Origin of the sequence: Petralouisia muris (assembly GCF_004793545.1) — a bacterium.
Taxonomy (GTDB): domain Bacteria; phylum Bacillota; class Clostridia; order Lachnospirales; family Lachnospiraceae; genus Petralouisia; species Petralouisia muris.
Genome location: NZ_SRYA01000033.1, coordinates 35,966 through 56,876, shown reverse-complemented (window position 1 = coordinate 56,876; position 20,911 = coordinate 35,966). Strand labels below are relative to the sequence as shown.

23 protein-coding genes are annotated in these 20,911 nt (G+C 43.6%); 20 read left to right on the top strand and 3 right to left on the bottom strand.

The genetic code is table 11. From position 1 onward, the window contains the following. Positions 1-103: 103 nt before the first annotated feature. Positions 104-592 carry an RNA polymerase sigma factor gene (locus E5329_RS16260; RefSeq protein WP_135990522.1) on the bottom strand — a complete coding sequence of 163 codons (489 nt, stop codon included), beginning with the start codon at positions 590-592 and terminating at the stop codon, positions 104-106. 303 nt (positions 593-895) lie between these two features. Between E5329_RS16260 and E5329_RS16255 the strand changes: the two genes are divergently transcribed. The 6 genes from E5329_RS16255 (at position 896) to E5329_RS16230 (ending at position 6,038) form a co-directional block, all read left to right on the top strand. Then, entirely contained in the window at positions 896-1,315 is a 420-nt protein-coding gene (locus E5329_RS16255; protein ID WP_135990521.1) for a hypothetical protein, read from the top strand. A gap of 158 nt (positions 1,316-1,473) precedes the next feature. Further along, positions 1,474-2,766 (top strand): ABC transporter substrate-binding protein, encoded by a 1,293-nt coding sequence (locus E5329_RS16250; RefSeq protein ID WP_135990520.1) that lies wholly within the window; start codon positions 1,474-1,476, stop codon positions 2,764-2,766. 14 nt (positions 2,767-2,780) lie between these two features. After that, positions 2,781-3,653 (top strand): carbohydrate ABC transporter permease, encoded by an 873-nt coding sequence (locus tag E5329_RS16245; protein ID WP_135990519.1) that lies wholly within the window; start codon positions 2,781-2,783, stop codon positions 3,651-3,653. 2 nt (positions 3,654-3,655) lie between these two features. After that, the gene (locus tag E5329_RS16240) at positions 3,656-4,528 is read left to right on the top strand and encodes a carbohydrate ABC transporter permease (protein WP_168356652.1); all 873 of its coding nucleotides are present in this window, start codon (positions 3,656-3,658) and stop codon (positions 4,526-4,528) included. A gap of 20 nt (positions 4,529-4,548) precedes the next feature. Then, positions 4,549-4,950: a hypothetical protein gene (locus E5329_RS16235; RefSeq protein WP_135990517.1), complete on the top strand. Its 402-nt coding sequence runs from the start codon at positions 4,549-4,551 to the stop codon at positions 4,948-4,950. Further along, complete coding sequence (locus E5329_RS16230; RefSeq protein ID WP_135990516.1) at positions 4,947-6,038, top strand: ABC transporter permease; 1,092 nt, start codon at positions 4,947-4,949, stop codon at positions 6,036-6,038. The genes E5329_RS16235 and E5329_RS16230 overlap by 4 nt, the downstream gene beginning before the upstream one ends. Positions 6,039-6,215: 177 nt before the next feature. On the opposite strand, the gene E5329_RS16225 is transcribed toward E5329_RS16230, so the two are convergent. Beyond that, on the bottom strand, positions 6,216-6,737 hold the full coding sequence (locus tag E5329_RS16225; protein ID WP_275443351.1) for an FMN-binding protein: 522 nt from the start codon (positions 6,735-6,737) through the stop codon (positions 6,216-6,218). Position 6,738: 1 nt separating this feature from the next. After that, entirely contained in the window at positions 6,739-8,697 is a 1,959-nt protein-coding gene (locus E5329_RS16220; RefSeq protein WP_168356651.1) for a methyl-accepting chemotaxis protein, read from the bottom strand. Positions 8,698-8,863: 166 nt separating this feature from the next. Here E5329_RS16220 and E5329_RS16215 point away from each other — a divergent pair, with 166 nt between their 5' ends. The 14 genes from E5329_RS16215 (at position 8,864) to E5329_RS16145 (ending at position 20,891) form a co-directional block, all read left to right on the top strand. Further along, positions 8,864-10,327, top strand: a complete 1,464-nt coding sequence (locus E5329_RS16215) for an aminotransferase class I/II-fold pyridoxal phosphate-dependent enzyme (RefSeq protein WP_135990514.1) — start codon at positions 8,864-8,866, stop codon at positions 10,325-10,327. 267 nt (positions 10,328-10,594) lie between these two features. Continuing rightward, on the top strand, positions 10,595-11,182 hold the full coding sequence (locus E5329_RS16210; RefSeq protein ID WP_135990513.1) for a nucleoside/nucleotide kinase family protein: 588 nt from the start codon (positions 10,595-10,597) through the stop codon (positions 11,180-11,182). A gap of 158 nt (positions 11,183-11,340) precedes the next feature. Continuing rightward, positions 11,341-11,781, top strand: a complete 441-nt coding sequence (locus E5329_RS16205) for a YaaR family protein (protein WP_135990512.1) — start codon at positions 11,341-11,343, stop codon at positions 11,779-11,781. Between the two features lie 23 nt (positions 11,782-11,804). Further along, positions 11,805-12,794, top strand: coding sequence for a DNA polymerase III subunit delta' (holB, locus tag E5329_RS16200; RefSeq protein WP_135990511.1), 990 nt, complete (start codon positions 11,805-11,807; stop codon positions 12,792-12,794). A gap of 3 nt (positions 12,795-12,797) precedes the next feature. After that, a complete protein-coding gene (locus tag E5329_RS16195; protein ID WP_135990510.1) occupies positions 12,798-13,697 on the top strand; it encodes a PSP1 domain-containing protein in 900 nt (299 codons plus the stop codon). 127 nt (positions 13,698-13,824) lie between these two features. Further along, the gene (locus tag E5329_RS16190; protein ID WP_135990509.1) at positions 13,825-14,562 is read left to right on the top strand and encodes a tRNA1(Val) (adenine(37)-N6)-methyltransferase; all 738 of its coding nucleotides are present in this window, start codon (positions 13,825-13,827) and stop codon (positions 14,560-14,562) included. 40 nt (positions 14,563-14,602) lie between these two features. Beyond that, a complete protein-coding gene (locus E5329_RS16185; RefSeq protein WP_135990508.1) occupies positions 14,603-14,998 on the top strand; it encodes a hypothetical protein in 396 nt (131 codons plus the stop codon). Between the two features lie 412 nt (positions 14,999-15,410). After that, complete coding sequence (locus tag E5329_RS32580) at positions 15,411-15,674, top strand: leucine-rich repeat protein (RefSeq protein WP_135990507.1); 264 nt, start codon at positions 15,411-15,413, stop codon at positions 15,672-15,674. A 358-nt stretch (positions 15,675-16,032) separates the two neighbouring features. Then, complete coding sequence (locus E5329_RS16175; protein ID WP_275443350.1) at positions 16,033-16,689, top strand: response regulator transcription factor; 657 nt, start codon at positions 16,033-16,035, stop codon at positions 16,687-16,689. Then, complete coding sequence (locus tag E5329_RS16170; RefSeq protein WP_275443349.1) at positions 16,682-17,725, top strand: HAMP domain-containing sensor histidine kinase; 1,044 nt, start codon at positions 16,682-16,684, stop codon at positions 17,723-17,725. Before E5329_RS16175 ends, E5329_RS16170 begins: the two co-directional genes overlap by 8 nt. 84 nt (positions 17,726-17,809) lie before the next feature. After that, complete coding sequence (locus tag E5329_RS16165) at positions 17,810-18,340, top strand: hypothetical protein (protein WP_135990506.1); 531 nt, start codon at positions 17,810-17,812, stop codon at positions 18,338-18,340. Beyond that, positions 18,250-18,753, top strand: a complete 504-nt coding sequence (locus tag E5329_RS16160) for an ABC transporter permease (RefSeq protein ID WP_330572217.1) — start codon at positions 18,250-18,252, stop codon at positions 18,751-18,753. The genes E5329_RS16165 and E5329_RS16160 overlap by 91 nt, the downstream gene beginning before the upstream one ends. A gap of 334 nt (positions 18,754-19,087) precedes the next feature. After that, entirely contained in the window at positions 19,088-19,933 is an 846-nt protein-coding gene (gene rsmI, locus E5329_RS16150) for a 16S rRNA (cytidine(1402)-2'-O)-methyltransferase (RefSeq protein ID WP_135990504.1), read from the top strand. A gap of 46 nt (positions 19,934-19,979) precedes the next feature. Then, positions 19,980-20,891 (top strand): LytR/AlgR family response regulator transcription factor, encoded by a 912-nt coding sequence (locus E5329_RS16145; protein ID WP_330572215.1) that lies wholly within the window; start codon positions 19,980-19,982, stop codon positions 20,889-20,891. Positions 20,892-20,911 lie beyond the last annotated feature (20 nt).

Sequence of the window (20,911 nt, the reverse complement as noted above, 5' to 3'; positions counted from 1 at the left end):
TTCATTTGAGCCTATTTTTTTCAGCTCGTTTTTTCATAGATTACTTGACACTACCCAATGATGAACCTTAATCATACCCATAATCTGGCAATGTCCTATGTTTTCACGTTAACATCTTTTTTAACCGTTTCAATGCCTCCCGCTCCATCCGATATTCACTGCTTCGAGACATTCCGGTTATTTTGCAGATTTCCTTGACAGTAAGTTCATTGACATACCGAAGTAAAATCAATTCCTGCATTTCCAGAGGCAGCTTTTCCACGGCCATTTGCAGATGAAGGGCTGTTTCCACCTGCTCTATAGGATTTGTGGATATCTTCTCCGTCATTTTCGGTTTTCCTCTGAAATCCTCTTGGGAAAATACTTCTTCTCCCATCTTTTCCCGCTCCGGCTTCCGGTAGAAATCAATGCACAGGTTCCGGGCAATAGTGTAAAGATAGGCCAGTTGTTTGCCGCGGTTTACATAAGAAGTCTGGGTAAAATACCTAAGAAAGGTTTCCTGTGTCAAATCTTCTGCCAGACAGCGGCTCTTTACTTTGAAATAGCAGTATCGGTAAATTTTATCGTATTGCTCGTTGATGTCTATAGACACAGAAAAACCTCCTTTCACAATGTTTAACGTTTAAAGGGACTGAAATGTGTCAAAAAAGTTTTCGCCGATATAACCTATCATATGATATGAGTCAGGTCAATGGATAGGGATTTAAGGAAATCATCACAAGTGGACATATCAGAACATTTATTAAAAAAATATATTTATTTTATTAAGTTTATAAACAGATAATATACATAGGTTGACATAAATAATCAAAAAATATATACTATAAACTATATCTTATATATTTATAAATAAAATATTAAAAGCGAGCAAGTGGTTTAGAAAAGAGGGAACAGCATGAAGAAAAAATTAACTTTTATCCTGACATTATGTATCATGTGTTTTACACTTACATTGCCAGTATCAGCATCTCAAAAAGTATCGGAAGAAAAGCAGCCGCGAGTGCAATTATCTGTTATGTCTTTAATGCTTATAGCGCCAGTATCAGAATCCCAAACAGTATTGGGAGAAAAGCAGCCACAGGCACAAGAATGTGAACAGTGTGGGGAAATGACGTCGAAAATGGTTTTCCTCGCGGATTATGAACAAGGACCTATATCTACGGAGTGCAAGCATGGGTATCCATACGGAGATGATTTAACTTGGGAGAAATATGCTACTTATCAGTATCAATGTTCTAATCCCTCATGCTTATATAAAAGCTCAACATGGAATGCATCTTCTGACTCAAGAACAAAATGCTTTGGGCATCGTTAATTTATGCGTGAACTAAATGTTGCGTTTTGCCAATATTATAGTGATAAAATGAAATCCACTTGCATCACTTTTGATAGATTTGCAGTCGCCTAAATCAATATCTTCAATCAAATTGATTTAGGCTGCTGTACTTTATAAAGCAACAGGGAGGCAATGTTATGAAGAAAAAATTAGCGCTTATTCTGGCGGGATTATTGTGTGCGCTTTCTTTCGCGTCCTGCCAATCTTCCAATTCAACCTCTGAAAAAGGGGCCGCAGGAGGTTCCGGAGATCAGCCGAAGATGGTGATCGCTGTTTCAGAGCAACAGGTAGCATTTTACAGGAAGGCAATCGCAAAATACTGCAAGCTCCATCCTGAAACGGAAGTGGAGATTGAGGTGATCCCCTATATTGACAATACCCCTACGGAGAAAACGGAAAAAGACAGAAAAGCGGCGAAGGACATGCAGGTGCAGATTATGGCGGGCAAGGGGCCGGACGTCTTTCTTCTGGACGAGAATAACGAAGTGCTGCCGGATATGATAAAAAGCAGCCGTAATGGAGTGTTTTTAGACCTGAACACAGTGATGGACGGGTTAAAGGATCTGCCGCTGAACCAGACGGTGCTGAAGGCCGGGGAAGTGGATGGGAAACAGTGGTTTTTGCCCCTGGGATATATGCTGGCCGGCGTTGCCGTGACGGACGACATGCTGGGGGACTGGAGGCCGTCTTCCGACCAGCCGGCTCAATTCTTGGAAGAGGTCGCCAATCATACAGGGGTGGAAAAGTTTCCTTCAGAATTTTTATTGAAAGACTATATACCGGGGCTTTTTGGATCGCCTGTCTTGGATTATGAGGAAAAAACCATTACGTTCTCTCAGGAACTGCAGGACTTGGCAGAGCTGTTAGCAGAGAGACAGGAATTATCTTCCGAAGAGGTATCGGAATTGCCCAATGTTGCGTTGATGGGGCATTATATAGCCAATTCATTCGAAACGTTTGTCCAAAACTCTCTCACTTCTGGCATAGACGTTACGTTTCTGCCGTTCCCAAATGGGGAGGGAGGGATCAACGCGCAGGTGAACGTGTTTGCGGCAGTCCGTGCAAACAGCGCGTGCGCTTCCCAGGCGGGCGAGTTTTTAGCCTTCCTGCTGTCCGATGAAATGCAGGGAAGCACAGGCTGGGAGAATTTTGGCAGTGGAAGAATGCCTACGGCTCTCCCTATTAATAACAACGCTTTTGTGCCGGCGTATCAGTACTGGTTTACCTATGGAACAGAAGAATATCAGGAAGCGGCCGCAAAAAAAGCAGAGGAATTGTTCCAGCTGACACAGCAGGTCACCACGGCCCGTTTCTGCCAGCGTGAGAATTCCCTGGTTTTTGAGGCGGTGTTTATGACAAATGAAAACCGTTCCGTGGAAGAAAAGCTGGATGATTTAAAAAATGAATTGCGCTTCTATTTTGAGGAATGAGAGGGAGGCGCGCGATGAAAGACAGACGTCATTTGCTAGAAAGGAGAAAAAAGCTGACAGGAATGTCACTGGCGGCGCCGGTTCTGCTGGGGACTTTTCTTTTCTTCTTGCTGCCCTTTGCCATATGTATTAGATATTCCTTTACCTTTGGCGTGGGCGGGGCTTACTTTGCAGGCTTCGGGAATTATAAAGATGTGTTCTCCTCCTATGCGTTCCGGCTGGCAGCGGCAAATACCTTGCGGTTTTTAGCTGTGGGAGTTGTCTCCAATATCGCACTGAGTTTTTTCCTGGCGCTGATGATCAAAAAAGGGCTGGCGGGAAGCCGGTTTTTCCGCTACATCCTGCTGCTGCCGTTAGTGCTTCCCATTGCCAGCGTCGTTATGGTTCTCCAGGTGTTTTTTGCTGAAACGGGCGTTCTGAACAACTGGCTGACATCCCTGGGAGTTCCTATTGTCCAATGGCTGGAAGGGCCGAAGGCTTTTTATGTCCTGTTGGGATTGTATCTATGGAAAAGCGTTGGATACAGCGTGATCCTGCTGCTTTCCGGCTTGAATGCAATTCCGGAGGAATTCTACCAGACGGCCGCAATCGAAGGGGCGGGAAGCCTGCAGAAGCTTGTTTCCATCACTCTGCCAATGATGGCCCCGCATCTTTTTCTGGCGGCGGTTATGGGCATTGTAAACGCCTTTAAATCTTACCGGGAGGCATTTCTTTTAGGCGGGAAACATCCCCATGACAGCATTTACATGATACAGCATTTTCTGAACAACAATTTCGAAAATCTGAATTATCAGAGGTTAAGCGTGGCGGCCATCCTGCTTCTTCTGGTTTTGGTTTTTCTATTGTGTGGATTATATATCCTTCAAAACAGATACAGGGAGGAATGAGAATGAAACGGCGGCGTTTTACAAATTCTAACTGTCTTTCACAGGCTTCGGGCGCCATCTTTTTCCTGATTTTAGGGGCTTTGGTGCTGTTCCCAGCAGTCTATACCCTGTGCAACAGTTTTATGTCCCCTTCTGAGAACAGCCGGTATTATGCGGCTGCCATGGGCCAAAACGAGAATGCAAAAGCGGCGTTTCACCTTATCCCGGATGCTTTTTCTCTGGAAGGCTATTACATGGTCTTTTTAAGAAGCACGGATTATCTGATGAAGTTCTGGCGCAGCCTGTTTCTGTGCCTGGCCATTTCGGCGGGACAGATTGCCGTCAGCGCGCTGGGAGGATTCGCTTTTGCTAAATATCCGATTCCCCTTAAAAAAGGGATATATTTTTTATTGATGGCGCTGATGATGATGCCGGTGCAGGTGACGCTTGTGCCCAATTATATCATTCTGGATGAACTGAAGCTTTTGGACACATGGCTGGCGTTGATTCTGCCCATGATGTTTCTGCCCTTCGGGACGGTGTTTATGACGCAGATTTTTAAGGGAATACCGGATGAGCTTTTAGATGCGGCAAAGCTTGACGGGGCGGGAACGCTTCAGTCATTGTTCCGGGTGATGGCGCCTATCGGGAAAGGCGGGTTCATCAGCGTGTTTCTTTTATCTTTTGTGGACGCGTGGAATATGGTGGAGCAGCCCATTACGTTCTTAAAGGACATTTTAAGATATCCCCTTTCCGTGTTTCTTGCAAGCGTAAACCAGGTGAATTTTGAGCTGTCTTTTGTGTGCGGCGTTTTGGCGGCGCTGCCTATGCTTCTGCTGTTTTTCTTTTTCCATGAGGAGCTGACTCAGGGAATTGAACTGTCAGGGGTGCGATAACATGTGAAAGGACAGGGCTTATGAAGAATTCAAAACAATTTGCAGTGCGGATGGCGGCGGCGCTTTTTATCATCCTGGCGCTGTGCATCGTCCTGGCCCATAGGATTGAAATCCTGCTGTTGACGGAAGTGCGGACGGTGACCGTTCCGCCCGCCATAAGAATGGAAGACGGAAGCACGGTGGTGAAGGTTTCCCCTGCCTGCATTTTCACAAACAGAAACGGGCAGCCCTGCGTGATGCTGCTGCAAAGGAGAGAAGGGACATGGGGGACGGAACTGTATGTGGCGGAAACTTCAGTCCAGATATACAGTGCAGATTATGACTTCTGTTTTCTGGAAGGGAATTTGGAAGGACAGACATTGGCGATTTATCCAAGCCGGAGCCTGTCTGACGATGAGACTGTGAGGTGTGTGGAAGAATGAAGACAAGAAACATCCGCTCCTTGATATGCGGCGTAATTTGCCTTTCTTTTTCCGCGTTTTTCTTCTTTGGGGCGGCTTTTGTCAGCGGGGATTTAAAGAACCGGACGCCCTTTGCCATAGAATTATACAGCCCTCAGGGACTGGAGGTTTCCATAGCGCAGGCGTCACCTCTTACAGAACGGGGCGGGTTTGCCGCCGCCAGCCCAGGGGAAAAAGTACAGGCTGCAGATGGGGCAAAAGGCAGATCCGTTTTGGCATATTGCCAGATGACAACGGCCAATTATGGGGCGTACGCAAACCTGCAGTTCAGTGAGGGGCAATATTTTTCAGACGACGCTTCCGCTGAACATGCGGCAGTGATACCAGAAAGCCTTTCCAAGGAGCTCTTTGCGGGAAGAAGCGGGAAAAAGACGCTGTATATCAATGGGACGGAATTTGCAGTCTGCGGAGTTTACAAGGATGATGGCGTTCTTGTCCAATTGGGTTCCGCCAAACTCCCTGTGATCTACAGAAATGGATCAGAAAATTCGGACGCGCCGACGGAACATTTGCTGATCGGGGCGGATGCCGCAAAAACAGCCGAGCAGCAAGTGCAGGAGACGGCAGTGACGATGAGAGCCCCGCTGGAAGGGGAGATAAAGGATTTGGGACGTTTGCATCAGTTAGGGGACAGCATTCTGCTTCTCGGGTTCTTTTTTGCCGGTTTGTGGTTTATTCTGCGCTTATGCATCTTCTCCTATCAGAAGCTTATTGCCGCATATGAATGTAAGGAACATACCTCCCAGAGAGGCTTTCAGGCTTTTCTGGGCGCCGGCGCATTGGCGCTTGCGCTCTTTGGCTTTGCGCTTCTTTTACAGCTTGTGCGCATACCAGCCGTCTACTTGCCGGAAAACAATATTTTTGACTTCCCGTATTACGGGCGGCAGATTCTGCGGGGAATACAGCAAATGAATACAGACTGCCGCATCAAGGATTTTTCAAGAATCTGCGCCTTTTATTTGTGCGCGGAAACAGTCTCGTTAATCCTGGGAGTTCCGTTGTTCTGGGCGGGGTGCCAGAGTTTGCGCTGGGGATTTCTGGATAAATAAAAATAGGAAAGATAAGTGTAATTTGAGCTGAAACTTCAGTGAAATATATTGTAATGCTGCGTCCTAGTCAGATTTGAGAAAAAAGAATATTGCAAATAATTAGAGCGTGTTTGAAAAATACTTTCTGTCAGATGGCAAGGATGGTTTTTCAAACGCGCTCTAAAATTCAAACGAAATCTATTCCTGCTCCGTGGCAACAACTGCAATTTCCGTATCTCCTTTTTTGGCGCATTCCAGCACTGCCGCCGCCAGCCTGCGGAAATTACCGCCAGAGGAAGAAGCCCCTGCTATCATATCGATATCATCTGCACTCTGGTCTGCCAATAATTCTGCTGCGTAAGTTCTGGTATACCGGTTTGGATATGTACCGGAAACAGGATTCATATTTTTCATATAAGCATTATCCCATGCCTTAATAAACCCGCTTGGATTCCTGGCATTAAATTCCACGCTGACAATCTTATTGTTCATGACGCAGATGGTAACATATTCTTTCCAACCATGAGAATATTCGTCCATTATTGCAGTATAATAACCATCTTCCCATTTTCCCTCTGATTTCTGGCTGCCGCAGCCGGAGAATATTACGCAGATACATGCCAAAAGCCCCGCCAGGCAGATTTTTGATCGTTTCTGCATACATGCCCAAAAACTTCTGGAATGTAATGCAGAAGTTTCTATGCTGTTTTTCTTCTTCATCTTATTTGTCCCTCCTTAACCGGAACTGCCCGGAAATATTCTGCAGTCCTTCCGCCTGCTTATGAAGCTTCTGGCTGGCGGTGGTGCTTTCATAGCTGGAATCCAGGTTTCGCTGAGCCACATTGCTGATTTGCGCTATCTGATCTGACATATTTGCCAGAGATTCTTTCTGGACACTTACAGACTCTTCCAGCCGCTTGGTAATATCTGTCATTTTACTGGTTACTTCATTGATATCATCAAAGGATTCTGCCGCCTGTTTTGCATAAATCACGCCATTTTCGATGGCTTTCAGGGAACTGTTAATTACCTCAGAAGCATGTTTTGCAGAATCCGTGCTCTGGGCTGCAAGTTCTCTGACTTCAGAAGCCACCACTGCAAATCCTTTTCCAAATTCCCCTGCCCGGCTGGCTTCCACTGAAGCGTTCAAAGCCAGCATATTGGTCTGTGCGGCAATGTTTTCCAGAATCCGGTTCACCTTGGTAATTTCCAAAGAATTATTGTTGATATCCTCCATGGCTTTCAGCAGATTCTTCATATTGGCGTCTCCGGCGTCCATGCTCGTCTTTGCTTTTTCCATCAGCTCTCCGGCCATTCTGGTATTATTGTCCACCTCAGAAATATTTTCCTCAATTGCTTTCGTCTCCTCTGTCAGAACCATCAGGGAACTGGACTGTTCACTGGAACCTGTATGTACCTGAACTGCACTTTCTGACACAATGCCGGCCGTTTCCAATACCTGTTTGGAAGAATCCTGCACCGACATCAGCATCTGGCTTAAAGAAACAATGATGCTGTTTAAGGATTCCTTCATAATCACAAAATCCCCATGGAACTCACCTTCCACTGACACATCAAAATCTCCTTCAGAAATACTAGATAGAATCTTGGACAGTTCAGAAATATAGCCATTAATACTGTTTACAGTATTGCTCAAAGATGCTGAAAGCACCTGCGTTTCATCCTTTGTCCTGCTGATTTTTGTAGGCGTCTTTAAATCGCCATTTGCCAGAAGTTCAATCCGGTTGGTAACGCCTTTCAGAGAATTTTTAATTCTGGAGGCATAAGCGACAGTATAAATTCCTGCTACCAACAAAATCCCCAGGGTAATGTAAATTCCCAGCAAAATACTGTCGTTGGCCGGTCCCATAAAATCACTTCTTGGGACAATAATTGCAAGATACCAGTCGGTTCCGTTGATGGGAACATAACTGATAAGTTCCGTGTCTTTCTTATATTCATAAGTCATAATGCCAGTTTCTCCGGAAACTACTTTATTCTCAATGACGTCAGTTCCCACGTATTCCGCCATATCGGTTTGTTCCCGTACCAAATCAGTATTCCGATGCCCCATAATGCGGCCATCTGCATTCACAATAAAAGCTTCTCCGTTGGCGCTGATATTGATGCTGCTTAGCACATCGCTTAAAATATCATAATTATAGCTTCCCACCAGATAGTAGTTCAGTTCTCCCTCTGTATTGAAAATCGGAAGCCCTACTGCAAGCTCCAGCACATCCCCATTTTCAAAAATATCATCTATTACCATATTTTGAGTTTCCTGCAAAAGAGGGAATAATTTTCTCTCCTTTAAAGACGCCGGGCATTTCTCATCTCCCAGATACAGGCTTCCCTCTGCGTTATACAGGCCAAGCCATGCAAATTCAATGCCAGACTGGGCGTTTTCCAATACAGACAGCTTTCCTTCCTGAGAGCCGCCAGGATCCGTAATGGCTTCATTTTCCCCAATCATAAAAATCCGGTCTGACAGCATATGCAGATTGCCCTCTAAGTTCTGGGACGCCGTTTTCGTCATGGACGGAAGTACATCAGACAATACACTGTCTGTCAACGATTTCATAGAACGTGTCATTAACACAACAAATACCACTGCCAGACAAATCATCATGAGATCTGTATTGAACAGTATCCGCCCGCTAATACTTCTTTTTGCTTTCACTTCATGTTCCTCCTGCATTACTTTCTGCTCTAATTGTTAACTTCTTTCCTATTTTACTACGGGACAATTTGAAATTCAATACAACAATTACTTTCCATGCCGCTCTTTTTCCAGTATACTATGAGTAAGAAATATTTTTCCAAAAAAATGATAAAAGGAGCGTCTTATGTCCAATAATATTTTTTACACCCTTCAGAAATCCGCTTATCTGGATCAGAAATTGCAGACGTATGCGGCCAGTGATTATTATCCCTTTCACATGCCTGGCCACAAACGGACAGACAAGCTGGATTTTCCAGACCCTTATTCCATTGATATTACGGAAATTGACGGGTTTGACAACCTGTACCATGCAGAAGGAATTTTAAAAGAAGCACAGATGCGGGCTGCTGAAATGTTCGGTGCAAAAGCAACCTTCTATCTGATTAATGGCAGCACCAGCGGCATTTTAAGTGCAATCAGCGCCGCCCTTCCTCCCAAAGGAACACTTTTGATGTCCAGAAACAGCCACAAATCCGCTTATCATGCCGCATATTTAAGAGAACTGGAAACCATTTATCTGCTGCCCGCCGCAGCAGAATTCGGCATTTCCGGTTCTATTCCTCCTGCTTATGTTGCTCAGGCGTTAAATGATTTTCCCCAGGTGGGAGCCGTATTTATCACATCTCCTACTTATGATGGCATTGTATCTGATATTCAGGCCATCGCTGACCTTGCTCATGCCAGAGGAATTCCTCTGATAGTAGATGAAGCCCACGGCGCCCATTTTGCTTTTTCCAGGAAATTTCCTTCCACAGCTTTAGAATGCGGTGCGGATATCGTGATCCAAAGCCTTCATAAAACCCTGCCATGTCTGACACAGACGGCTTTGCTCCATGTGAATTCCAATCTGGTGGACATAAGTCTTATCAAAGGTTTTCTTGATATATACCAGAGCAGTTCTCCCTCTTACCTGCTGATGGCTTCCATGGAACGATGCATCCGGTTTATGAAAGAGGAAAGCGCCGGGTATGTCACGGAGTTCACTCAAATGCTGCAGAAATTTTACCAGAAAACGGAAAATCTGCGGCATTTAAAGGTTTTTCGTAAGTCCAACTGCTCTGGGGAGATATGCTTTGACCATGATTTTTCCAAAATATTAATTTCCGTAGGAACCACCGGCCTTACGGGAAAAGAATTGTATGACCTCCTGCTGCACACTTATCATCTGCAGATGGAAATGTCCTCCGGCCATTATGTTACCGCCTTAACCTCCCTGATGGATTCTAAGAGCGGTTTTCAAAGGCTGTTTTCGGCGTTGGACGACATTGATCACAAGTACAACGCTTCTGACACGGATCATCCCCACAAACTGCTGACAACAGAGATGATTTATCAGATGCCGAAACCCAACATGTCCATTTCCGCTGCCATAAACCAGACCACGGAGCTGCTGCCGCTCAAAGCCTCTACCGGCCATACCAGTCAGGAATATATTTATCTGTATCCCCCAGGAATTCCTCTGGTTGCTCCCGGAGAAATCATGACGGGAAAGCTGTTGGGCATTATTTCCCAGTGTCAGAAGCAGGGGTTGTCTGTGGTGGGGCTGAGTGATATGGAAAATAATAAAATTAAGGTGGTAAAGATGTGAGAATTATCTTTGGGACAAATGCCAGCAACCAGGTATAGGAAATTATACATAAAATGAGACAAGAACAGCGCCGCTCCAAAATGGATGCCCCGAAAATGGTGTAAATGTCCTTACGGACACCGCCTATCCTGTTGGCAGACAGGATAGGCATTTTTATATTTTCCATAGATTTATCAGAATTTCTTTTGCAATTTTCCACCACCTATACTATACTATAAAAGGGCTTTTTCATTACCCCAAAAATAAACTGATATATAAAGGAACGTTATGGGAAAAATATTTTGCTTAATGGGAAAAAGTTCCTGCGGAAAAGACACCATATATAAAAGAATTTTAAAGGACGCCTCCCTTTCCTTAAAAACACTGATACCATACACTACCCGTCCTGCCCGGGACGAAGAAACAAACGGTGTGGAGTATTATTTTTTAACAGAGAGGGAACAGCAGCAGCTTGCCCTGGAAGGGAAAATTATTGAACTGCGCGCTTACCATACGGTTCACGGAATCTGGAAATATTTTACTGTAAACGATCACCAGATTAATCTGGAGCAATACCATTATCTCATTATCGGGACACTGGAATCTTACCTCAAATTACGGGATTATTTCGGAAAAGATCTGCTGGTTCCTTTGTATATTGAGCTGGAAGACGGGGAACGTCTTCAGCGGGCCCTGAATCGGGAACGGATACAGTCGCATCCGAAATATAAAGAGCTTTGCCGCAGATTTCTGGCAGATGACGAGGATTTTTCCAGGGAAAATCTGGAACAGGCAGACATTGGGGTATCTTTTGTCAACGATGATCTGGAGTGCTGTATCCGGAAAATTATTTCTTATATACAGGCAAATATGTAAGGCGCCTTTTTAAAAATACAGGCAATAGTCAGGGCGCTTTTTCAAAAAACGGCTGCAGCCGAAGTTTACGCTGCTTTTAACTTTACAATACAGAGGAAAAAACCGATAATAATATTATATAACCTGAAAAATACAACAACAGAGAGGCAGGTGATTCCATGGCGCTCAAAGTAGATTCCGTCAATGCCCTGCAACCGGTGGAAGCAGCGCAGCAGACAGAAAAAGGCGACGGGAGTTTTAAATTTACCCTGGCAAGCCAGGTGGAAGAGGCCGAATTACAGGAGAAATTAAACGGTCTGATGAACGATATTACTGCTCAGGGCGAAAAGCTCTCCGAGCATATGGATATCCGGGATATGAAAAAATACCGGGAGCTGGTAAAGGATTTTCTGAATGAAGTGGTCAACCGATCCCACAAGTTTTCCAGAGAGAATTTTCTGGATCGCAGAGGACGCCACCGGGTATACGGAATTGTCAAACTGGTGGATAAGAATCTGGATGAACTTGCCAGCGAACTGGTAAAAGATGAGAAAGACCATCTTGCAATTTTAAGTAAAGTAGGAGAAATCCGAGGACTGCTTTTGGATATCTCTACTTAAATATACGGAAATGAGGAATGATTATGGCAGGCTTTTCAAGCATAATTGGACACGAACAAATCAAAGAACACTTACAGAATGCAATATCCATGGATAAAGTATCCCATGCCTATATATTTAACGGGCCGGCTCAATCCGGTAAAATGATGTTGGCGAAAAGTTTCGCAATGGCGCTGCAATGCCAGCAGAAAGGTACGGAAGGATGCATGGCCTGCCATTCCTGCAGACAGGCATTGTCTGACAATCATCCGGACATTATCTATTTGCAGCACGAAAAGCCCAATACCATTTCCGTAGACGACATACGCAGGCAAATCAACAGCGATATTGCAGTGATGCCCTACGCATCCACTTACAAAATATACATTATTGATGAAGCGGAAAAGATGAACCAGCAGGCACAGAATGCATTGCTTAAAACCATAGAAGAGCCGCCGGCTTATGCAGTGATTTTGCTTTTAACTGCCAATTCAGATGTTTTTCTCCCTACAATTTTATCTCGGTGCATAACACTGAATGTAAAAGCAGTGGCAGATGAGAAAATCCGTTCATTTCTGATGAAAGAATATCAGATTCCGGATTACAAAGCGGATATCTGCACCGCCTTTGCCCAGGGAAACGTGGGTAAAGCGATTCAGCTTGCGGGTTCAGAGGATTTTAATGAAATTAAAAATTCGGCCCTGCAGCTTTTAAAGAGAATTAAGGAAATTGAATTGTATGAAATGATGGAAGCCATCAAGCAAATCAGCAATTATAAGCTGGAAATTAATGATTATTTCGACATTATGACTATCTGGTATCGGGATGTCCTTCTTTACAAGGCCACCTCAGACGCAAATCATCTCATCTTCCGGGATGAGGTTTATAATATAAAAAAGCAGGCAAGCAAAAGCTCCTATGAAGGAATTGAAAATATAATCAAAGCATTGGATAAGGCAAAACAAAGACTGAACGCCAATGTAAATTTTGAACTGGTAATGGAGCTGCTGTTGCTGACAATGAAGGAGAATTAAATTATGATAAAAGTCGTAGGAGTCAGATTCCGCACTGCCGGAAAAATCTATTACTTTGACCCCCAGGATTATGAGCTCACCCTGGGAAGCCATGTCATCGTAGAAACGGCCAGAGGCGTGGAATTCGGCACCGTTATGATAGCTCCAAAGGAACTGGAACCGGATCAAGTGGTTCAGCCCTTAAAACCTGTGATCCGTGTTGCTACGCCAGAAGATGAAAAAATCGAAGCAAAAAACCACCAGAAAGAAAAGGAAGCTTTTAAAATCTGCCTGGGTAAAATCCAAAAACACAAAATGGAAATGAAACTGGTGGATGCAGAATATACCTTTGATAATAATAAGCTGCTGTTTTATTTTACTGCAGACGGTCGCATTGATTTCAGGGAATTGGTAAAGGATTTGGCGTCCGTATTCCGTACCCGTATTGAACTCAGGCAAATCGGCGTCCGGGATGAGACCAAGATTCTGGGAGGTATCGGCATTTGCGGAAGGCCCCTGTGCTGTAATACTTTTCTGGCTGAATTCGCACCGGTATCCATTAAAATGGCGAAGGAACAGAATCTTTCTCTGAATCCTTCCAAAATTTCCGGCGTTTGCGGCAGACTGATGTGCTGCCTGAAAAATGAAGAGGAAACTTACGAATATCTAAACAGCCGTCTTCCTCATGTGGGCGATCACGTTACTACAGACGACAGATTAAAGGGCGAGGTTCACAGCGTTAATGTATTGCGTCAGACGGTCAAAGTTCTGGTGGAAGTGGATGATGAAAAAGAAATAAAGGAATATAAAGTGGAGCAGCTGCGGTTCAAGCCCAAACGGAAAAAAGAACATTTGAAGCTTTCTGCGGAAGAATTAAAGGAACTGTCAGCGCTGGAAGATAAAGGAAAATCCAAGATTGATTGACGTCTCCGGCCAGGGGCGTTACAGATGACAGCTTGACCATTCAGAACCAACCTGAGGCATTACAGATGACAGCTTGACCGTTCTGAGGCAGTCGGACAAGCTGTCATATTCATAGAGGAGTTAATTTATGTCAGTTGAACTTTTAGAAGAAGAACGTCTGGACGAGCTGCACCGGAACGGGTATTTTATTATCCAGAATCCCAGGAAATTCTGTTTTGGAATGGACGCTGTTCTCCTTTCCGGCTTTGCCAAAGTCAAACGCGGGGAAACAGTACTGGATCTGGGCACAGGAACTGGGATTATTCCTATTTTACTGGAAGCTAAAACCCAGGGAAAACACTTTACCGGGCTGGAGATTCAGCAGGAAAGTGCAGATATGGCAAGGCGCAGCGTAGCGTACAATCATTTAGAAGATAAAATTACCATAGAAATCGGCAATATTAAAGATGCTTCCGAGCAATTTGGAGCATCTTCTTTTCATGTGATAACCACTAATCCCCCTTATATGACAGAGCGCCACGGCCTGACAAACCCTAACGAAGCCAAAGCCATTGCCCGCCATGAAATCCTCTGTAATCTTGAGGATGTTATAAGGGAAAGCGCCAGGCTGTTAAAACCCCAGGGACGGTTCTATATGGTGCACCGGCCCTTCCGGCTGGCGGAAATTATGGTATTGATGCATCAATACGGGCTGGAACCAAAGCGGATGCAGCTGGTTCATCCTTTTGTGGACAAAGAGCCGAATATGGTTCTTATCGAAGGGCTTCGGGGCGGCAATCCAAGGATAACGGTGGAAAAGCCGCTGATTGTATATAAAGAACAGGGGGTATATACCGAGGAGATTTATGATATTTATGGATATTGAATTAAGATTTGGCGGGTGAGTTGGAAGGTTTATATAGATTATGGAGAAGGTATTAATGCGTTGGGTATTAATACCTTTTTATTTGCGGTGTTTTTCTCCATTTGCGAATGTGAAAATTCCAATGAGTGTATATGCCATTGCTGATTTTGCATTTGGTTATTATGATTATCGTGAAAAGGACAGCTATGGTTATGACGGAACAGCAAAAACCCCAGATGTCACCGTAGAGCTAGATGACGCAATTTTAGAACCTGATATTGATTATGACGTTGCTTATAGTAATAATATTGAAATTGGGACGGCAAAGGTAACTGTTACAGGAAAAGGGTATTATACAGGCAGTATAGAAAAAACATTCACTATAAATAAGGGCGGCAGCACATCTGGAACAAATCCTGAAACGCTAAAAAGCTGTATGGCGCATGGAGTGGTATAAAGAGAAGCGGAAGTATTAAGAAATAAAAAAGTTGCTAAAAAGGATTGATACTCATGTTGTGTACAGAACAATAATGGATATTTATGGGCAAATCGGGCTTGAAATGGTATAAGGGTAGAAATTAATAATGGGCTGGGAATAAAAGGCGAAAATAAATAAGTCTACCTTGTATCTTAACCGGATTAGGTAGGCTTAAAACTTACTTATAAGGCTAACCACGCTTGTGGGCGGTTGCTCCTTTTCTATAATATAACATTTCTGTATCTGAAAATCAACTGCATTTTTGAATCTGGCGAAATTATTACCCTTTCATATCTGACACACATCCCATAAACAGACACCAATTTTGATGCCTTTTTTCCGGGATTTTACGGTTTTTGGTGCGATAGGATGAAAAGAAGAAACGCCGGAAATGCCTATAAACAGGCACTTACAGCGTTCCATAAAGATTGATAAAAGCCACGCCATAATAAGTATCGAATGGTATGCATTTTTGGATTGCCAAAATTTAAAGAGCGTAACAATTCCCGCGAGTGTTAGAACCATTGGAGATATTTCATTTGGTTGCTATGATTATCAAAAACGTAAAGATGGTGAGGGATATATATACAGAAAAATGTCTGATTTTGTGGTATATGGAAAAACTAGTTCGGCGACAGAGCGGTTCGCGAGATGAAATGGGCTTATAGTTTGTCCGCTAGAAAATGACGGAGGCAAGGGGAATTATAAGGGAACAGCTACAAAACACTTTACCATCCAAAATGTGTCCCAGAACAATTCTAACGACGATTCCCAGACTGGTTCTCAGAACCTGACCTGTGCGAAAACACTGTGAGTTTCGGGAGACCTGCCCTCCAAATGTTTGACAGTTACTCCTGATTATCACAAAGGGTTCGTTGTTTATTTGTTGAGATTTGTGTAGTATAATTATTTTTAAATGTTGACTGGCAAAGGAACAGTCCGTTATTGATAATTTATATGTATGATAGAAAAACAAACCGGAAAGGCAGCCATATCAAGGAAAAGGAGCAGAAATGGCTTATAAGATATTGATCATTGATGATGATACCGAACTTCTTAAAATGCTGAAAAAATACTTTGAAATAAAAAAATATGAAATCATTACAGCAGAGAATGGATTAGAGGGGTTAAACAAAATAAAGCTGCAGCCAGATATCATATTGTTGGATGTAAATATGCCGAACATTGACGGGATAGAGGTATGCAGGAGGATACGGGATAAAGTAGCCTGCCCTATTTTATTTTTGACAGCAGGGGTAGACGAACAGGACGTTGTAAATGGGCTTTCTTCAGGAGGCGATGATTATATTTTAAAGCCGTTTAGCCTAAAGGAGCTTGATGCAAGGATTACGGCGCATTTGAAGCGGGAAACACGGCGCAAAGAAAAGACAGAATGCTGCTTTCAGGGCGAGCTGTCCATTGACTATAAGGCAAAGGCCGTGCAGATTCGCACCGACTATTTGGAGCTGACAAGATTAGAATATGGAATTATTGAATTTCTGAGCATGAATCCGGGAATGGTTTTTGATAAAGGCAGGATTTCTTTCCGTGAGAAAAACAATTTGTTTATATATGGCGGCCGCCTTATTTTGCAGTTTTCTTCTCTCGGCAGTCATTGCCAGAATTACCGTACGGACGCAGATGCAAATCTGGTGGAATTATGTGGATGAAGAAGCATATTTTAAAGCAGTAGAAAGTGAAGGTCCTAATTATGTAGCAGATATTCCAAGGCCAAGCGCTTATGAGATGACACAGTCAGATCATTTTGTGTCAGAGCTTTGTGATTTCTTACAGACTTATTCCGTGTTAATACTGTCTATTGCAGGAAGCTGCGGGGCAGTTTTCCTCTTTTACCAGAACAAGCTAAGAAAGCCGATGGAAGAACTGGCACAGGCCTCGAAAAAGATTGCTGAGAATCATTTGGATTTCGGCATTACTTATGAGAATAAGGACGAGATGGGTGTGCTTTGCAAGGAGTTTGAACGGATGCGGAAACAGCTTGCCAGAAATAACCAGATATTATGGCGGATGATAGAGGAGGAAAAGATGCTGCGGGCGGCTATTGCGCACGATATACGCGCTCCATTGTCCGTTTTGAAAGGGTATCAGGAAATGCTGATGGAATATCTGCCAAGTGGAGATATCAATATGGGACAGGCAATGGAAATGCTGTCAGAAAGCGGACGTCAGATTGAACGTATGGATGCTTTTGTGGAAGCAATGCGGAAATTGAGCAGTTTAGAAAATCGGGAACTAACAGCGGGGGATATTTCTGCCAGACAATTAGAGAAAGATATCCAGGCAGAACTTACCATTTTGGAAAAAGAGTATGGCAAACAATGCAGGCTGCAGGCATTAGAATCAAAGGAAGAATTTTGCGGAGATAAGGAGATTATTTTGGAGGTAATGGAAAATCTTCTGTCAAATGCCCTGCGTTATGGGAAACAGCAAATTACAATTATAGTAAAGATCAGATATGCGGAATTAAGTATCTGTGTCAGGGATGACGGCGCTGGCTTTCGGGAAGATGCAGAAAAAATTGCAGAAGCGTTCTATGGGCAGAATGTGAAAGACAGCCTGAAACATGTGGGACTGGGAATGTATATCAGCAGGCTGTATTGTGAAAAGCATGGGGGAAAATTAATTTTGGAAAATGATGAACAGGGAGGGGCTGTGGTGATAGCAATATTCCGCCGGATTGCGTAAGTAATCCGGCGTTTTTCTTTTCATTGTCTTTCTGTTGTGATTTCTTTTTTACAATGGAGTCATTAAGAATAAGGAGGCAGAATTATGTGGTCAATTTTGAAAAGAGAGGTAAAAAATTATATTAGAAAACCTCTGCTCTGGCTTGGCGTCGCAATTGTCATTTTCATGGTATTTCAAAATGTAAGCCCTTATCTGAATGTCCATTATCTCGCAGAAGGGGAAACCATTGTGAATGATTATCCAGAGACGTATCGGGATGGAGATGTTTTCGACGGATATGTGCCAGCAGATAAGGGGCTGAGGCGGGAATTATGGGAAGAGCGGATACGGGAAGTCCTGATTTCCGAATTTGAAATGGACCATGCGGGAGCACAATCTGTGATTGATGAAATGAAAGAAATGGATATTGCCAAAGCGTGCAGGCATCTGGAAGGATGCAGTTACTACGATGCATATTACGAGTATGTGGATACGGCCTATCACAAAGGGACCCGTGAAGAAATCAATTCCTATATTGCAGAAAAATTGGAAAAAAGGAGATTTTCGTACTACTTTTCAAGAAAATTTGCCGATTTGCAGGACTGTTTATGGGATTTTTTGCAACCGTTTTATTAGCTGTGTTATTTATGCAGGATACGAGAAGGAATACCTATGAGCTTCTTCATACAAAACCTGTCAGCGCAGGAAAATACCTGTCAGGCAAAGTGGTGGGTGGTTTTGTGGTCTGCCTGATTATACTCGCAGTCTTAAATCTGGTATTCTTCGGTTTATGCCTTGTATCAGCGGGAAACAATGGATTTGAGGTTCATTTGGCGGATTTTCTATTGGCAACCTGCTTTTATATCCTGCCGAATATGCTGATGATTGTAAGCGTCTACAGCCTGATTTCATTACTATTTAAAAGTCCGCTGCCCACAGTGCCGCTTTTGCTTCTTTATATGGTGTATTCAATGTTTTTTGTCATAATCTTTAGCCTCGTCAGGGGAGTGACTTATTCTGATGAAATAGGGATCACAATCGGATTCTGAGGGCTTTTATCAAATTTACTTTCCTGCCTCTTTCGGAAAAAGTATGCAGGGGACGGATTACAAATAAAATTAATCAGTGAAATACCGCCTCAAATAGAATGCAGTTCTTGTGAGGCAACGCTTGAGGATGCTTACATTTATATTGCGAACAAAGAAGCGTAATTGTAATAGGCCAAAACAGCGTCAATGAATTTGCCCGTAACGGTTCTAATTTCAGGCAGTTGTTGCAAAAATCCTGCTATTGCGAAAAGATTTTACCTATGCTAAAATCAAATTACAAAAATACCCGATTCGGGAAATTTCAAAATTTCCCAATAAAAGAAAGGAACACACTATGCAGGGCAAATTATATTTGTGCGCCACTCCCATTGGAAATCTTGAAGACATTACTTTAAGAGTTCTCCGTGTTCTCAAAGAAGTGGATTTAATTGCAGCGGAAGATACCCGCAATTCCATTAAGCTGCTGAACCATTTTGATATCAAAACCCCAATGACAAGCTACCATGAATACAATAAAATTGAAAAAGCATACCAGCTTGTGGAAAAAATGCAGAAAGGCCAGAACATTGCATTGATTACCGACGCAGGAACGCCCGGCATATCAGATCCCGGTGAAGATTTGGCGCGCATTTGCCAGGAATCTGGCATTGCCGTCACGTCCCTGCCGGGAGCGGTCGCCTGCATTACCGCCTTAACCATGTCCGGCCTTCCCACGAGACGTTTTGCTTTTGAAGCATTTCTTCCCCGGGAGAAAAAAGAACGGGCCTGTATCCTTTCTTTGCTGAAACAGGAAACCCGCACCATCATTCTCTATGAGGCCCCGCACCATCTGCTGAAAACTTTAGAAGAATTATATGAGGCGTTGGGGGACCGCAGCATTACCGTCTGCAGGGAGCTTACCAAGAAATATGAGACGGTTTTTGCCTCCACCCTTTCCGGCGCTGTTTCCCATTATGGGAAGGAAGAGCCGCGAGGGGAATTTGTTCTGGTGATTCAGGGCAAAAGCTTTCAGGAAATTCAGAAGGAACAGCAGGAAAGCTGGGAAAACTTGACGTTAGAGGAACATATGACTCATTATGAAAGTCAGGGCATTTCCAGAAAAGAAGCCATGAAGCTGGTGGCAAAGGACCGTGGCGTTTCTAAACGGGAAGTATATGCAAAATTACTGGAGAATTCATGATTTTGTAAGCAGCGTTTCTGCCAGTTTAATGTAATGTGGTGAGAATATGAAGGGAGACAGAAAGCTTGCAATCGGCATACAGGATTTTTGCAGCCTGCGTGAACAAAATGCCTACTATGTGGATAAAACACAGATGATAGAAGAATTTTTAGACGGTACGAAAGATTTCCGTGCATTGTTCATAGAAACGAAAACCAGCGGCAGCCGCATTTTTATTCTATGTAAGCGAGGTGATACTATGTTACGCATAGCGGTTTGCGATGACGATAAGGCAGCGGCGCAGGCCCACAAGGAAATTGCAGAAAGATGTTTGCAGCAGTGCAAAAGCGTTGGAGAAACAGCAGTTTATACTTCCAGCGACAATCTGCTTTACGATATTGCCGAAGATCATTTTTTCTTCGACCTGATTTTGCTGGACATAGAAATGCCAGGAAATTCGGGTATGGAAATTGCGGAAAAAATCAAGCCGTACCTTCCAAATGTGAAAATTATTTTTATTACCTCTTATATTGAATATGCCATAGATGCATTTGAGCTGTCAATTTTCCGATATGTGCCGAAAAATGATATCGAACAACGGCTTCCTGCCGCAATACAGGATGCAGTCAGACTGCTGGAACTGGAAGATGGGAAAACTTATACCATTCAGACAAACAGCCGTCTGGAAAGAATTCCTTACCGGGAGATTTACCATATTGAACGGGATGGAAAAAACGCCTGCATTACCGCTGCCAGCGGAGTTTCCAGGGTGCGCAAAAGTCTGCAGCAGGTTTATGAAGAACTGGGAGCAGAAGAATTTATCTATATTGACCGGGGCTGTATTGTAAATATGATACATATTATGCAGGTGAAGGACGGCATGGCAGTACTGAAAAACGGCAAAGCCCTCCCAATCAGCCGTTCACATTTGCAGCAGGTAAAAGAGCAGATTAACCATTATTGGGGGATGCATATATAGCACACAGTATATGGAGTATG

Excerpts from the sequence above, each read along its gene's own strand:
- E5329_RS16255 (WP_135990521.1), top strand. The coding sequence starts at position 896 with ATGAAGAAAAAATTAACTTTTATCCTGACATTATGTATCATGTGTTTT.
- E5329_RS16250 (WP_135990520.1), top strand. The coding sequence starts at position 1,474 with ATGAAGAAAAAATTAGCGCTTATTCTGGCGGGATTATTGTGTGCGCTT.
- E5329_RS16245 (WP_135990519.1), top strand. The coding sequence starts at position 2,781 with ATGAAAGACAGACGTCATTTGCTAGAAAGGAGAAAAAAGCTGACAGGA.
- E5329_RS16240 (WP_168356652.1), top strand. The coding sequence starts at position 3,656 with ATGAAACGGCGGCGTTTTACAAATTCTAACTGTCTTTCACAGGCTTCG.
- E5329_RS16235 (WP_135990517.1), top strand. The coding sequence starts at position 4,549 with ATGAAGAATTCAAAACAATTTGCAGTGCGGATGGCGGCGGCGCTTTTT.
- E5329_RS16230 (WP_135990516.1), top strand. The coding sequence starts at position 4,947 with ATGAAGACAAGAAACATCCGCTCCTTGATATGCGGCGTAATTTGCCTT.
- E5329_RS16225 (WP_275443351.1), bottom strand. The coding sequence starts at position 6,737 with ATGAAGAAGAAAAACAGCATAGAAACTTCTGCATTACATTCCAGAAGT.
- E5329_RS16215 (WP_135990514.1), top strand. The coding sequence starts at position 8,864 with ATGTCCAATAATATTTTTTACACCCTTCAGAAATCCGCTTATCTGGAT.
- E5329_RS16210 (WP_135990513.1), top strand. The coding sequence starts at position 10,595 with ATGGGAAAAATATTTTGCTTAATGGGAAAAAGTTCCTGCGGAAAAGAC.
- E5329_RS16205 (WP_135990512.1), top strand. The coding sequence starts at position 11,341 with ATGGCGCTCAAAGTAGATTCCGTCAATGCCCTGCAACCGGTGGAAGCA.
- holB (WP_135990511.1), top strand. The coding sequence starts at position 11,805 with ATGGCAGGCTTTTCAAGCATAATTGGACACGAACAAATCAAAGAACAC.
- E5329_RS16195 (WP_135990510.1), top strand. The coding sequence starts at position 12,798 with ATGATAAAAGTCGTAGGAGTCAGATTCCGCACTGCCGGAAAAATCTAT.
- E5329_RS16190 (WP_135990509.1), top strand. The coding sequence starts at position 13,825 with ATGTCAGTTGAACTTTTAGAAGAAGAACGTCTGGACGAGCTGCACCGG.
- E5329_RS16185 (WP_135990508.1), top strand. The coding sequence starts at position 14,603 with ATGGAGAAGGTATTAATGCGTTGGGTATTAATACCTTTTTATTTGCGG.
- E5329_RS32580 (WP_135990507.1), top strand. The coding sequence starts at position 15,411 with ATGCCTATAAACAGGCACTTACAGCGTTCCATAAAGATTGATAAAAGC.
- E5329_RS16175 (WP_275443350.1), top strand. The coding sequence starts at position 16,033 with ATGGCTTATAAGATATTGATCATTGATGATGATACCGAACTTCTTAAA.
- E5329_RS16165 (WP_135990506.1), top strand. The coding sequence starts at position 17,810 with ATGTGGTCAATTTTGAAAAGAGAGGTAAAAAATTATATTAGAAAACCT.
- rsmI (WP_135990504.1), top strand. The coding sequence starts at position 19,088 with ATGCAGGGCAAATTATATTTGTGCGCCACTCCCATTGGAAATCTTGAA.
- E5329_RS16145 (WP_330572215.1), top strand. The coding sequence starts at position 19,980 with ATGAAGGGAGACAGAAAGCTTGCAATCGGCATACAGGATTTTTGCAGC.